This window comes from Kiloniella majae, from assembly GCF_002118315.1.
Classification (GTDB): Bacteria; Pseudomonadota; Alphaproteobacteria; order Kiloniellales; family Kiloniellaceae; genus Kiloniella; species Kiloniella majae.
In genome coordinates this window covers 55,930-69,326 of sequence record NZ_MTSZ01000004.1, presented here as the reverse complement: position 1 = coordinate 69,326, position 13,397 = coordinate 55,930, and the positions used below count along the sequence as shown (strand labels likewise).

Below are 13,397 nucleotides of genomic sequence, written 5' to 3'. Positions count from 1 at the left end.
AGCTTTTCACAAGCCCATATTATATATAAGTAAGTCTGAACATTATGAGCCGTTACAACGTCAAGGAAACCGAAACCAAATGGCAAAAAGCCTGGGTTGAGAACAACTGTTTTTCTGTCGAAACAGATACAAACAAACCCAAGTATTATGTCCTGGAAATGTTCCCCTACCCTTCAGGTCGAATTCATATGGGGCACGTTCGGAACTACACAATTGGCGATGTAATCTCACGCTACAAAAAAGCCAAAGGCTTTAATGTTCTTCACCCCATGGGGTGGGATGCTTTTGGTCTACCGGCAGAGAACGCGGCGATGGCCCGCGGAGTCCATCCGGGTAAGTGGACCTACGAAAACATTGCGGCTATGCGTGAACAGCTCAAATCCATGGGACTTTCCATTGATTGGGACCGAGAAATAGCAACCTGCCATCCGCAGTACTATAAACATGAACAAAAGATGTTCCTGGACTTCCTGAAAGAGGGTCTGGTTGAGCGTAAAGAGTCTTGGGTGAACTGGGACCCTGTAGACCAGACAGTGCTTGCCAACGAGCAGGTAATCGATGGCAAGGGCTGGCGCTCTGGTGCAGAAGTAGAAAAACGTAAATTGAGCCAATGGTTTTTCAAAATTACCGATTTTGCTGACGAACTCTTAGAGGGCCTGGAAACACTGGATCGATGGCCCGATAAAGTCCGTACCATGCAACACAACTGGATCGGTAAATCCGAAGGTGCCAGAGTCTTCTTTAAGATCAAAGACTCTGATCAGGATATCGAAGTTTACACTACACGTCCCGATACACTGTTCGGGGCATCATTCTGCGCGATTTCAGCAAACCACCCGCTCGCAGACCAACTTTCAGCTGATAATGAAGGACTCAAAACCTTTGTTGCCGAGTGCAATAAGATGGGAACATCTGAAGAAGCCATAGAAAAGGCAGAGAAAAAAGGATTTGATACAGGCTTAAAAGTGACTCATCCGCTGGATTCTTCTCTTGAGTTACCCGTTTATGTCGCAAACTTTGTTCTTATGGACTATGGCACCGGTGCCGTTTTTGGTTGCCCCGCTCACGATCAACGTGATCTGGATTTTGCGCGAAAATACGATCTGACCGTCACACCAGTTGTGCTCCCAAAAGATGAAGATCCGAACATATTTACCGTCGAGAACGAAGCCTATACTGGCGAGGGAACATTGTTTAATTCTCAGTTCCTTGACGGTTTAGATATTAGTACAGCAAAGAAAACAGTCATCAATCATTTGGAAGAACTGGGACACGGAAAAGGAACAATCCAATTCCGCTTGAGAGATTGGGGTGTATCCCGCCAACGCTATTGGGGTTGTCCAATTCCCATTATCTATTGTGATGATTGTGGCGCTGTTCCTGAAAAGGAAGAAAACCTGCCCGTTGAGTTGCCTGAAGATGTTACCTTCGACAAGCCGGGTAACCCTATTGCGCACCATCCGACGTGGAAACATACCGCGTGTCCTTGTTGTGGAAAAGCAGCCGTCAGGGAAACAGATACTTTTGATACCTTTATGGAATCATCCTGGTATTTTGCCCGTTTCTGTAGTCCGAGGGATGACAATGCCTTTGATCGTAAAGATGTCGATTACTGGCTACCCGTAGATCAATATATCGGCGGTATAGAACACGCTGTGCTTCACCTTCTCTATTCAAGATTCTTCACCCGCGGGCTTGAGAAGTGTGGATATGTTACTGCGAAAGAGCCATTCAAGGGTCTCTTCACTCAAGGTATGATTTGCCATGAAACCTACCAAAACGGTAAGGGCGAATGGCTTTCTCCGGAAGAAATAGAGAAGAATGATAGTGGTGAATTTGTTACTCTTGATGGCGACACCGTAAACGTCGGTCCATCTATCAAGATGAGTAAATCAAAGAAAAATACTATCGATCCAGCAGACATTATTGGAAGTTATGGCTCTGATACAGCAAGATTTTTTATGCTTTCTGACAGCCCACCCGATCGTGATATGGAATGGACAGAATCCGGAATTGACGGATCTTGGCGGTTTACCCAACGTATGTGGCGTCTGATCACAACACAGCTAGACAACCTTCCGGATGTGAATACGTCACAACCAACTGCATTCAATGCTCAGGCTCTAGAACTAAGAAGAACGGTTCATAAGTCTATCGCTTCTATAAGTGAAAACATTGAAAGCTTCCGTTTTAATGCTGCTGTCGCAAAAATATATGAGTTAACCAATAGCATTGGCCAATTCAAAGCAACAAAAGATGATGACTTCTGGGCTTTGCGCGAAGCTTTTGAAATACTCGTTCGTCTCGTTTCCCCAATGATGCCTCACATATCTGAAGAGCTATGGAATCAACTTGGTCATAACGATCTTATCGTCAATGTTTCCTGGCCCGTTGCAGATGAAAGCCTGACAGTAGACGACAGCGTCAAACTTCCCGTTCAGGTTAATGGTAAGTTACGGGCGACAATTTTCCTGACTCTTGAAGCAAGTGAAGATGAAATTAAACAAGCTGCACTATCAGAGACCGGAGTTCAAAGAGCTATTGACGGTAAAGACATTCGTAAAGTCATTATTGTCAAAAACCGTATCGTAAATATTGTTGTATAAATCAGCTTTTAAGGCCTTGATGATGTCCATTCTTACCAAAAGACTTTGTCTATCTGTTACTTTTGTTCTGGGTCTTATCAGCCTATCTGCCTGTGGATTTCAGCCTGTTTATAAGAAGAGTACTGAGACAGGTTATTCTTCGCATCAGGCTTTACAAACAATTAGAATTAGTCCGCTTCCTGATCGCCCCGGACAAATTCTTCATAATCTGTTACGGGACAGAATGAACCCTCTTGGGCAGCCTAGAAAACCACTTTATCTTTTAAAAGCAACGATTACCGAGACAGAAAAAGATCTCGCCGTACGATTGGATAATACAACTTCACGAACAAATTTGACTATTTTGGTTAAATATTCACTTGTTAGTTTATCCAGCAATAATATTGTTTTTTCATCTACAGCAAGATCTACCAACAGCTTTGACAAACTTGATGACCCCTATGCCAATCTGGTAGCGGAGGACACTGCTCGTAGCCGGGTTTTACGACAAGTAGCTGATGATATGGCTTTACAGCTCGGCGCTTACTTCAATAAATTACAGTAAGTAGTTTAACCCTATAAGGCTCAAAGTAAGTGAAAATACCTGCTGCCAAAGCTGATAGTTTTTCAAAGTCTCCAGACAGCATTATAAAAGCTATATTGGTTTATGGTCCTGATGAGGGACTGGTTTTAGAACGAAGCCAAAATTTACTTCATACAGTCGTTGAAGATGCTCAAGATCCTTTTCGTGTGGTCAGCCTCGACAATGATATTTTAAAAAAAGAACCTTCATTGATCAGCGATGAAGCAGCCGCAATATCGATGATGGGTGGTAGACGCGTTATACGAATACGGTCCGCTAGCGATGGGTTAGCCCAAACTTTTTCAGATTACTTTTCTGATCCCGTTGGGGATGCCCTTATCATCGTTGAAGGTGGTGATTTACCTGGCCGATCCAAACTTAGAAAAGTTTTCGAAACGGAAAATCTGGCCGCGGCCATCGCTTGTTACAAAGATGATGAAAAAAGCTTACCTGGTTTAATCCGCCAAACTATTGAAAAAGAAGGATTTTCTCTTTCAAACGACGCTCTCGGCTTCCTCGTTGCAAATCTTGGTACCGATAGACGATTAACGCGCCGAGAATTACAGAAATTATGTCTATACAAAGGAATAAATTCCTCACTTATTTCTCTCGATGATGCTCAAGCCTGTATCGGTGATACCGCCACATTAACACTGGATGATTTAGCAATCGCTGTCGGAACAGGAAATATTCAGAAACTTGAAAAGACACTGTTACGAGCACAACAAGAAAATCAAAACGCGATAACCATCCTGAGAGCCGTCACCAGACATTTTCAAAGGTTACATTTAACAGCAGGTCTGGTCACACAAGGTATCCCAATGGACAAAGCTGTTTCAACACTACGGCCGCCTTTATTTTGGAAAGTTGCAGACCCTTTTAAAGCTCAAGCGAGAAAGTGGTCACCTGCCGCTCTTGCCAAATCACTGGGAATGCTTCTAGAGACTGAAGCCAGTTGCAAAAAAACAGGTGCTCCCGCAGAAACACTTTGTGCTAGAACTCTGCTAGAGATAACAGCAAACGCCCCAACACGACGTCGTTCTTAATTGTGCTTTAGAGCGTGATTAATCTGAAGATTGAGTCAAACGATGCAGAACATTATCAAGCTGTTCCAGCGTATCGTAAGCGATCTTAAGCGCTCCGCCTTGCCCGTGGAAGTCAATACTAACCTTTAAGCCAAGCATATTTGACAAGTCACGTTCCAATGCAAGTGTATCAGCATCTTTTTGCGGCCCCGAACTAGGCTTAATCTTTGAGCTCGAAATTGGTTTCTTTAATTGAGTCTGGTCTTCTTCTGGACTTTTCAGTTCATTCTTCATCGCCTTGGCCAAGCGCTCAGTTTCCCGAACAGAAAGACCTTTGGAAGAAATTTCCTGAGCGAGATCAAGAGCATCTTCGGCACCGACAAGCGCGCGGGCATGTCCCGCACTTAGATCGCCTTTTTCTACAAGATCCTGTACTTCTTCAGGAAGAGAAAGCAGACGAAGAATATTTGCAATATGGCTTCGACTTTTACCGATAATTTTAGCAACATCGTCCTGTTTATGGCCAAATTCGTCCATCAGACGACGATAACTTGTTGCTTCTTCAATCGGTGTGAGATCCTGACGTTGCACATTCTCAATAATAGCAACCTGGAGAACTTCAGCATCATTAAGTTCACGGATAACGACCGGGATTTCATGTAACTGTGCACGTTGAGAAGCACGCCAACGGCGTTCACCGGCAACAATTTCATATTCTGAAGAGAGTTCTGGATGTCTGCGGACCAAAATTGGCTGTAACAAACCAGATTGTTCAATTGAATCAGCAAGGGTTGCAAGGGCTTCTTCTTCAAAATGACGACGAGGCTGTTTCGCATTTGGATGAATATGTTCGATTGGCACCTGTTTTGTTGAACGTACCTTGTCCAGCGATGCATAATCTTCCGTCTCATCCCCAAAAAGAGCAGCAAGACCGCGGCCTAAGTTCTTCCGTTTATCCTGAGCTTCAGCCACCAATCGACCCTCTCAACTAACCCTGTTATCTATTCTATCCGGGAATATAAACCCGATTATTATTACGCGACAGCTGGTTCCGTAATACGAACCTGTTCATTTCTGAGAATTTCCCCAGCCAACTTGATATAGGCTTGAGAGCCAGCACAGGCAACATCATACAAAAGAACAGGCTTCCCATGCGAAGGAGCCTCAGACACCCTTACATTACGTGGAATAACAGTGTTAAACACCTTTTCCCCCAAAAATGCCCGAACATCAGCTGCAACCATCTCACAAAGATTGTTGCGTCTGTCATACATCGTAAGAACGACACCCTGAATTTGAAGACGGCGATTAAGCCCCCTCTTCACACGATCAATAGTACGAAGTAGGTGAGATAGTCCTTCCAAGGCATAAAACTCTGTCTGTAAGGGTACAAGAACAGCATCAGAAGCAACCAGCGCATTCAAGGTCAACAGACCAAGTGCTGGAGGACAATCAATCAAAATATAATCAAACTGATTCAAAAGAGGCCCGATAGCATTCGCCAATTTGAATTCGCGCTCTGCAAGGTTCACAAGCTCCAGTTCAGCTCCCGAGAGTTCCACGCCAGAAGAAATAACATGCATCCGGGGAACATCTGTTGATCTAACAGCACGCGTGATAGGCAAGCCTTCAATCATAACCTGGTAAATGCTTTGCTGCCGGGCATCAGGTTCTACACCTAATCCAGTACTCGCATTACCCTGAGGATCCAGGTCGATAATCAAAACCTTTTTCTTACAGGCGGCTAAAGCTGTTGCCAGATTAACAGTTGTTGTCGTTTTACCAACCCCACCCTTCTGATTTGCAATGGACCAGACCTTAGCTTCACGTTTTTTTTTACTTGAAATTGAATCCATATCTTGTACTGACATGACCAATCCCCCCAAGTTATAGAAGTTTAAGGTTCAATATTGTCGCATTATCATCAGACAAAGAATTGTACCTCGACACTTTCATAGTCCACTTTTTCTCTGCTTCGGTCAATTCCTCATCTACATTTCGCCCTTTTAAAAGCAAAAATTCGGGATTTTTTTCAGCCTTTGAAGCATCCAAGAAGGCTTGGGAGAAATCAAAAATTTTAGAAAGTGGGGCAAAAGCCCTTGCTGTAAAAACATCAACAGCAAAGGGTTCGAGCTTTTCAATACGGTTATTGTGAACAATTAACCCTGCATCTGTTTCACGTGAAACTTCACGTAAGAACATTGATTTTTTAAGATCAGATTCCATCGCATGAACTTCCCCTACTCCCAATATAGCAAGAACAAGAGCTGGAAAACCTGCACCACTACCAAAATCAACAATTGTTTTTTTATGGTTCGTCTCTGGAAGGTATTTAATAAGTTGCGCTGAATCTAAAAAATGGCGGGTCCATAAGTCTGGTAAAGTATTTTTACTCACCAAATTTATGGCCTTGTTCCACTTTACAAGAAGATCAGCATAACATTTCAATTTATCCTCTGTTTCACGTGAAACAGAAATGTGTTTTTTAAAGGCGTCAATTCCAGTGGTATCAAGCAACATTATTTTTATCTAATCTTCTTACATATCTTAATAAAGCAACCAATGCAGCAGGTGTAACACCTGAAATACGAGAAGCAGCACCTAATGTATCGGGTTTTGATTGATTAAGTTTCTGAACAATTTCATTAGATAGGCTTGGCACAGATGCATAATCAAAGTTAGCAGGTAGCTTAAGCGCCTCATCTTTTCTAAAAGCTCTGATGTCAGCATCCTGACGCTCAATGTAACCGGCATAACTAGCGTCAATTTCAAGCTGTTCCACAATAATCTGATCAAATTGCGAAAGTTCAGGCCATACTTTAGTTAGAACCTCTATAGTGACATCTGGATAACGGAGTAAGTCAAAAATTGACCTTCTTTGCCCATCCTTATTTACATTGATATCATAGCTAATCAACTCATTAGGGGTAGCAGAGTGTTCTTTTGCAAAAGCTCTTGCTTTTGAAAGCTCTGATATTTTTTTATTAAAAACAGAAGCTCGGTCTTCTCTAATACATCCAATATCAAGTCCGATGGGCGTTAGGCGTTGATCTGCATTATCCGAACGAAGTTTCAAACGATATTCAGCACGACTGGTAAACATTCGGTAAGGTTCAGTAACCCCCAGGCTCACCAAATCATCAACCATGACCCCCATATATGCATCAGCACGATCCAATACAAAGTCTCGTTCTGATCCCTGAGATTTCAAAGCAGCGTTCACGCCCGCAATGAGGCCTTGTGCGCCCGCTTCTTCATAACCAGTTGTCCCATTAATCTGACCAGCAAAATAAAGTCCCCGAACTTTCAGAGTTTCCAATGTCGGCCGTAGTTCGCGCGGATCAACATAGTCATATTCAATCGCATAGCCATGTTGAAGAATCTTTGCCTTCTCAAGACCAGGAATTGTTTTAAGAAAATCTTCTTGGACATCTTCAGGAAGTGATGTTGATATTCCATTTGGATAGACATTTACATCGTCCAGTCCCTCAGGCTCTAAAAAGATTTGGTGACGATCTTTCTCTTTAAAGCGTACAACCTTATCTTCAATAGAAGGACAATACCGTGGTCCCTTACTTTCAATTTGGCCGGAATACATCGGTGATTGCTCAATATTTTCAGCAATAATATCGTGAGTATCAACATTGGTATAGGTAATGTGGCAAGCTACCTGTTTCTGTGTAATTTCCTTTGTCATATAGGAAAATGGTTCAGGAGGCGTATCCCCAGGCTGAACCATCAAATTACTATAATCAATTGTACGCGTATCCAATCGAGCCGGTGTACCGGTTTTTAAACGACCTAATTCAAAACCAAATCGCGAAAGTGTTTTTGATAACCCAATTGCAGGTTCATCCCCTACCCGCCCCGCAGGAATTTGTTTTTTACCAAGATGAATTAAACCGTTTAAGAATGTTCCCGTTGTTAAAACAACCCCTGAGGAAAAAATTTCCTCCCCTGAAGCGATAATTACACCACAACAAACATCATTTTCATCAAGAATAAGGTCTTCAACTGGTGCTTCAAGAATTGTCAGATTTTCCTGATCATCCAAGAGATCCTGAATAGCTTCTTTATATAACTTGCGATCGGCTTGTGCTCTCGGTCCACGGACAGCAGGACCCTTACTTCTATTTAAAACGCGAAATTGAATGCCACCCCGATCAATAGCCTTACCCATCAGCCCATCAAGCGCATCAATTTCTCTCACAAGATGTCCTTTGCCAAGACCGCCTATGGCAGGATTACAAGACATAACCCCAATAGTCGATTTTTTATGGGTGACAAGAAGCGTCGCAGCCCCCATCCTGGCAGCAGCAGCAGCAGCTTCTGTTCCAGCGTGTCCGCCCCCAACAACAATAACATCATAGTTTTTCATAGCTGATCGCTTTGCTATATTTTTGAATACAAAAAATACTCAGAACTAAGTTAAAGATTATTTGCCCAGAGCATCTTTAATTTTTTGATCCGTATTGTATTGACTCAAAGCATAAACAGACCATATCGCAGCCACAGGCCAACCAATTAGAGTGATCTGCAAAATAAGACAGATGATTCCGGCAAATGGTCTTCCAATTGTGAAAAACTGAAGCCATGGAATAAGTAAAGCCAATAGTAAACGCATTCTCTTTTCCCTTAAGAAATCTCTTCACACTTTTGATGAGTTAATAATAAGCGATTTTATTCTCAACTTATTTTTCAGCCATATTCATAACTATATGGCCTGTTTCACGTGAAACATAATTCGCAAAACACTTCACTTATGTAAGCTAAATCAGCCTATTTTCCAATGCAAAAATCACGGAAAATAACATCTAATAGCTCTTCAACATCTACTTTTCCTGTAATTCTACCAAGATAACGTGTAGCAAGACGTAAATCTTCTGCACAAAGTTCTGGAAGATCAGTCTCAAGAGATCGACCAAGTGAGTCCAAACATTCTATCAAAGCAGATCTATGACGCTGCCGTGTAATACCGGAAGAACTACCTGATTGTCCCATATTAGAAATAACCCATGTATTCAGCTTTTCTAATAGGCTATCAATCCCCTCACCTGACTTGGTGGATATTTTAGTAACATCAAAATCAGAAACAGGAATAGATGGGTTTTCTTCAGTTTTGTCACATTTATTAATCACGACAAAATTACTTGTCTTATCTAACAGTTTTAGCGTTTCTTGATCGAAGTTATCTCTATCCTCAATATCAAAAACTGCCAAACATAAATCAGCAGATTCAGCATGTAACTTGGCGCGTCTTATTCCTTCGAGCTCAATTCCGTCTGTTGTATTTTCTTCTATTTCTCTGAGGCCGGCTGTATCAGAGACAATAACAGGATAACCAGATAGGTCTAAATGAACCTCGATAATATCTCTTGTTGTACCGGCAACATCAGAAACAATAGCAACTTCACGTCGGGCCAGGGCGTTTAGAAGTGACGATTTACCCGCATTAGGGGGACCAACAATGGCTATTTTAATACCATTTCGTAACCGCTCGCCGCGATGGCTATCATCCAGATGATGTTTAATATCACTCTTTAGCTGCTCTATGTTGTGCTTTACCTGGGTTGAAATACCCTCTTCCAGCTCTTCATCTGGAAAATCAATTTCAGCCTCTAAATAGGCTAACATGCGAACCAAGCGATCTCGCCAACCTTCTACCAATTTGGAAAGCTCGCCATCCATTTGGCGTATGGCTTGTTTTCTTTGGGCTTCTGTTTCAGCCGCAATAAGATCTGATAAACCCTCTACCTCTGTTAAATCGAGTTTATCATTATCAAATGCTCGACGGGTAAATTCACCGGCTTCAGCCGGGCGAAAATTTGGCAATTTAGCCAAAGCCTCAATAGTACCATCAACAACCGCACGTCCCCCATGAAGATGAAGTTCCACAACATCTTCGCCCGTAAAACTTCCGGGCCCAGGAAACCAAAGCGCCAAACATCGATCAAGCTCAGCCTTATCTTCGGGATCAAACAACTTTATCAGTGCAGCAACACGTGGTTCAGGAAAAGAAGATGACATCTCTTCCAAAACAACTTTAGCTTTGCTACCTGATATTCTGATTACGGCAACGCCTGCCTGTCCCGGCGCAGTTGATAGGGCAAAAATTGTTTCGGAAGCCATCTTGTCTAAACCAATAAGAGTTTCATGCTCAATTTACCAGAGCTCGAATACCAGAGCTCGCATATAAGAGGAATTCGCACATTAGCCTCAGACAAACAACAGGTCAAAATGCTTTATAACATAGCAGAACTGCAGAACTTCTATAAAACTAAAGGATCAAAGCAGCACGAATATATTTAAAGGAAAAATAATGAAAACTACTTGGTAGTTTTTGTTGAACCATCTTGTGAAAATTGTGACCAAAACATCTTTTGCATTTGATCGAAGCCTTGCATAGAAGCTGGCATCCAGGTTTTCATTAAAGCTTCGGGGTCACTTGATTGAATAGTTTCCAACATTCTTTTTCTAACTTCTTCTATTGCTTCTTTTTGAAGTTCAGAAACGTCAGGAAGTCCCAAAAACTGACGAGCTTCTTCTGGAGTACAGTCTATATCAAAAGTGATTTTCATCGGTATTTCCTGTATTTAGGTCAAACTGTTCCCAGTACCATACCCTACTTACAGGAAAAGAATTACAAATTTTTATATCAACTTTTGTTTCACGGGAAACATTTCTGTAGCGAAATAATTCAATTCCAATTTTTACTAAGACTAGCTAAGGGTTCTTTGACAAAAAACCAATGAACAACTTTACGGATTAGAGTGAGCATTGGCGTATAAATCATCCAGATCGTAACCATAAGTGCTAAAAAAACACCGCCAATAGCAACATCGCCAAACCAGTGCCCTCCCCCAACAAGCCTCGGACTAGCATTAATAAGCGCAAAACAACTTACGAGAATCCCATAAGAAGTTCCAAAATATCGCCACATGAAAATAACAGAAATAAAAGAAATAGCGGCATGATCGCTAGGAAATGATTTTCTTGTCCCTGTTTTGACTTCTATCCACGAAACAAGATCATTTATATTAATAAAAGGGCTTAAAACCTGTGATGGACTTTGGTGATAATAAAGCTCAAAACCTCTAGAAATTATAATCATCGTTATAACAACAGAAATGACTAAAAGAAAAACTCTGGCAAGACGTTCTTGAAAAGAAGTTTCCCTGTTCAGCAAAATGTACCAAAGACAGAGAGACGCGAGAAATAAACCGCTTAAACTGTCAAAAATTTTGCTATTGGTGAAGGCCCAATAATTATTCCAAAGAGTGCGACCTTCTTGTAAAGAACCGTTTAAATAGAAAAATATCTGTTCATCCCAAGGCGTTTTAAATTCATGGTCTATAAAAAAATAAACCGCTAAACCAACAATCAGATTTCCCATAAATAACTTTTTGAAGTTCCATGATGAAAGATTTTGATCAGAATTTTTCACTTATTGTGCCCTTAATTATTTTAGCGGTTGGTATTCTCTACCAAACATCACCAAATATGCTGTTATAATATCGCGAAACAATAAAAAACGTTACCATGCAATACACACGTTTTTCCTAATCCTATTATAAGCGTCTGACAACCAGGAACTGCTATGCATCACTTAACCTTTACTTCGCCACAAGGCTATTTGGATATAGCGGAAGAAGATAATAAAATCATTCGATTACAATGGATTAGTGATAAAAGTTTTTATGAACAAACCTCTACGCCATTACTTTTAAAATGTAAAAAGCAGCTAGAAGAATACTTTACCGGAAAACGGAATAATTTTGATGACCTTCCGTTAGCCCCAAAAGGAACAGATTTTCAAAAGAATGTATGGCAAGCCTTGTACCGTATTCCTTATGGTGAGGTAAAAACCTATGGGGATATTGCCCATGAGGTTAGCTCAGTTGCAAGAGCAGTAGGCGGTGCATGTGGTGCCAACCCTATTCCAATCATTATTCCCTGCCATCGTGTTATTGCAGGAAATCAGGTGCTTGGTGGTTTTTCAGGTGGCGAAGGTGGAAAATCTAAAAAAGAACTCTTATTTCTCGAAGGTTATAAACATTTTGAAGATAATCAGCCAAATCTTCCCGGGCTTTAAATAACAAATAAATAAACCAAAAAAACTGAGCTTTAATAACACATACAGGTGTATTATGAACAAAGGCATTAAATTTTACGAATATGGCGGACCGGAAGTTCTACATTACGAAGACATTGAGATTGGCAAGCCTGGTAAAGGTGAAATAAGGCTTAAACAAACAGCCATCGGACTTAATTTTATTGATGTCTATCATAGAACAGGTCTCTATCCGCAACCATCACTTCCCTCTGGTATAGGTCTGGAAGCTGCTGGCATTATTGAAGCTATTGGTCCCAGTGTCACCGATCTTCATATAGGAGACAGGGTTGCCTATGGAACAGGCCCCATAGGCTCCTATGCGGAACATAGAATAATCCCTGCAGATAAAGTTATTCTTATCCCTGAGAGAATTTCTGACGAAGAAGCTGCCTCGGTAATGTTGCAAGGAATGACAACCGAGTATCTCATTAGACGCACCTATTGTGTTCAACCTGGTGATTTTGTTCTTTTTCATGCCGCTGCTGGCGGTGTTGGGTCCCTTGCTACTCAATGGCTCAACTCTTTGGGAGCAACAGTCATTGGCACGGTAGGGTCAGAAGAAAAAGCCGAAATAGCCAAAACAAAGGGCTGTCACCACACTATTAATTATAAAACCGAAAATTTTGTCGACCGGGTAAAAGATATTACAGATGGTAAGGGTGTAAACGTTGTTTATGATTCAATAGGCAAAGACACCTTCGAAGGCTCTCTCGACTGTCTGAAAGTCCGTGGCACAATGGTAACCTTTGGTAATGCATCAGGCCCGGTCCCTGCCATAGAACCCCTTATTCTCAATGCAAAAGGCGGAATTTATCTTACCCGTCCAAGCTTGGCGCACTATTGCGGAACTCATGATGAAATGGTTGCCTCAGCAAATACTCTGTTCCAGGCAATTGCTTCAGGCGCAATACAGATTGATGTGAACCAAAGCTACGCCTTATATGACGCACGCAAAGCCCATGAAGATCTGGAATCAAGAAAAACCACGGGATCAACTATTCTTGTCCCAGAACATTGAACATGATGGCAAGTACAGAGCTTAAATAAAAAAAGGGCCACCAGTTTTATTTGGCAGCCCTTTTTCTTGTCCA

The 13,397-nt window shown here is 41.7% G+C and carries 13 protein-coding genes; 5 read left to right on the top strand and 8 right to left on the bottom strand.

Translation table 11 applies throughout. From position 1 onward, the window contains the following. Positions 1–44: 44 nt before the first annotated feature. The 3 genes from leuS to holA are packed head-to-tail and all read left to right on the top strand — an operon-like array spanning position 45 to position 4,214. Positions 45–2,606: a leucine--tRNA ligase gene (gene leuS, locus BKB51_RS13175; RefSeq protein WP_085901566.1), complete on the top strand. Its 2,562-nt coding sequence runs from the start codon at positions 45–47 to the stop codon at positions 2,604–2,606. A 19-nt stretch (positions 2,607–2,625) separates the two neighbouring features. Continuing rightward, complete coding sequence (lptE, locus tag BKB51_RS13170) at positions 2,626–3,150, top strand: LPS assembly lipoprotein LptE (RefSeq protein WP_125911841.1); 525 nt, start codon at positions 2,626–2,628, stop codon at positions 3,148–3,150. A 29-nt stretch (positions 3,151–3,179) separates the two neighbouring features. Then, the gene (gene holA / locus BKB51_RS13165) at positions 3,180–4,214 is read left to right on the top strand and encodes a DNA polymerase III subunit delta (protein WP_085901564.1); all 1,035 of its coding nucleotides are present in this window, start codon (positions 3,180–3,182) and stop codon (positions 4,212–4,214) included. A gap of 18 nt (positions 4,215–4,232) precedes the next feature. Here holA and BKB51_RS13160 read toward each other — a convergent pair whose 3' ends face one another. The 8 genes from BKB51_RS13160 to BKB51_RS13125 all read right to left on the bottom strand — a co-directional run bounded on the left by BKB51_RS13160 (position 4,233) and on the right by BKB51_RS13125 (position 11,637). Continuing rightward, a complete protein-coding gene (locus tag BKB51_RS13160) occupies positions 4,233–5,165 on the bottom strand; it encodes a ParB/RepB/Spo0J family partition protein (protein WP_085901563.1) in 933 nt (310 codons plus the stop codon). 62 nt (positions 5,166–5,227) lie between these two features. Continuing rightward, positions 5,228–6,064 (bottom strand): ParA family protein, encoded by an 837-nt coding sequence (locus tag BKB51_RS13155; protein WP_245813278.1) that lies wholly within the window; start codon positions 6,062–6,064, stop codon positions 5,228–5,230. Positions 6,065–6,080: 16 nt separating this feature from the next. Further along, positions 6,081–6,713: a 16S rRNA (guanine(527)-N(7))-methyltransferase RsmG gene (rsmG, locus tag BKB51_RS13150; protein WP_085901562.1), complete on the bottom strand. Its 633-nt coding sequence runs from the start codon at positions 6,711–6,713 to the stop codon at positions 6,081–6,083. Then, entirely contained in the window at positions 6,703–8,571 is a 1,869-nt protein-coding gene (gene mnmG / locus BKB51_RS13145) for a tRNA uridine-5-carboxymethylaminomethyl(34) synthesis enzyme MnmG (RefSeq protein WP_085901561.1), read from the bottom strand. The genes rsmG and mnmG overlap by 11 nt, the downstream gene beginning before the upstream one ends. A 57-nt stretch (positions 8,572–8,628) precedes the next feature. Next, positions 8,629–8,817: a YqaE/Pmp3 family membrane protein gene (locus BKB51_RS13140; protein ID WP_085901560.1), complete on the bottom strand. Its 189-nt coding sequence runs from the start codon at positions 8,815–8,817 to the stop codon at positions 8,629–8,631. 155 nt (positions 8,818–8,972) lie between these two features. Beyond that, on the bottom strand, positions 8,973–10,322 hold the full coding sequence (gene mnmE / locus BKB51_RS13135) for a tRNA uridine-5-carboxymethylaminomethyl(34) synthesis GTPase MnmE (RefSeq protein ID WP_085901559.1): 1,350 nt from the start codon (positions 10,320–10,322) through the stop codon (positions 8,973–8,975). A 197-nt stretch (positions 10,323–10,519) separates the two neighbouring features. Then, positions 10,520–10,771 carry a DUF6489 family protein gene (locus tag BKB51_RS13130; protein WP_085901558.1) on the bottom strand — a complete coding sequence of 84 codons (252 nt, stop codon included), beginning with the start codon at positions 10,769–10,771 and terminating at the stop codon, positions 10,520–10,522. Between the two features lie 119 nt (positions 10,772–10,890). Then, positions 10,891–11,637 carry a phosphatase PAP2 family protein gene (locus BKB51_RS13125; protein WP_085901557.1) on the bottom strand — a complete coding sequence of 249 codons (747 nt, stop codon included), beginning with the start codon at positions 11,635–11,637 and terminating at the stop codon, positions 10,891–10,893. Between the two features lie 153 nt (positions 11,638–11,790). On the opposite strand from BKB51_RS13125, the gene BKB51_RS13120 reads away from it, so the two are divergent. Together BKB51_RS13120 and BKB51_RS13115 are read left to right on the top strand one after the other, a co-directional pair. Further along, complete coding sequence (locus tag BKB51_RS13120) at positions 11,791–12,285, top strand: methylated-DNA--[protein]-cysteine S-methyltransferase (protein WP_085901556.1); 495 nt, start codon at positions 11,791–11,793, stop codon at positions 12,283–12,285. A 55-nt stretch (positions 12,286–12,340) separates the two neighbouring features. After that, positions 12,341–13,324 carry a quinone oxidoreductase family protein gene (locus BKB51_RS13115; RefSeq protein WP_085901555.1) on the top strand — a complete coding sequence of 328 codons (984 nt, stop codon included), beginning with the start codon at positions 12,341–12,343 and terminating at the stop codon, positions 13,322–13,324. Positions 13,325–13,397: the final 73 nt, after the last annotated feature.

Coding starts and splice junctions, on each gene's coding strand:
- leuS (WP_085901566.1), top strand. CDS start 45: ATGAGCCGTTACAACGTCAAGGAAACCGAAACCAAATGGCAAAAAGCC.
- lptE (WP_125911841.1), top strand. CDS start 2,626: ATGATGTCCATTCTTACCAAAAGACTTTGTCTATCTGTTACTTTTGTT.
- BKB51_RS13155 (WP_245813278.1), bottom strand. CDS start 6,064: ATGTCAGTACAAGATATGGATTCAATTTCAAGTAAAAAAAAACGTGAA.
- rsmG (WP_085901562.1), bottom strand. CDS start 6,713: ATGTTGCTTGATACCACTGGAATTGACGCCTTTAAAAAACACATTTCT.
- mnmG (WP_085901561.1), bottom strand. CDS start 8,571: ATGAAAAACTATGATGTTATTGTTGTTGGGGGCGGACACGCTGGAACA.
- BKB51_RS13140 (WP_085901560.1), bottom strand. CDS start 8,817: ATGCGTTTACTATTGGCTTTACTTATTCCATGGCTTCAGTTTTTCACA.
- mnmE (WP_085901559.1), bottom strand. CDS start 10,322: ATGGCTTCCGAAACAATTTTTGCCCTATCAACTGCGCCGGGACAGGCA.
- BKB51_RS13130 (WP_085901558.1), bottom strand. CDS start 10,771: ATGAAAATCACTTTTGATATAGACTGTACTCCAGAAGAAGCTCGTCAG.
- BKB51_RS13120 (WP_085901556.1), top strand. CDS start 11,791: ATGCATCACTTAACCTTTACTTCGCCACAAGGCTATTTGGATATAGCG.
- BKB51_RS13115 (WP_085901555.1), top strand. CDS start 12,341: ATGAACAAAGGCATTAAATTTTACGAATATGGCGGACCGGAAGTTCTA.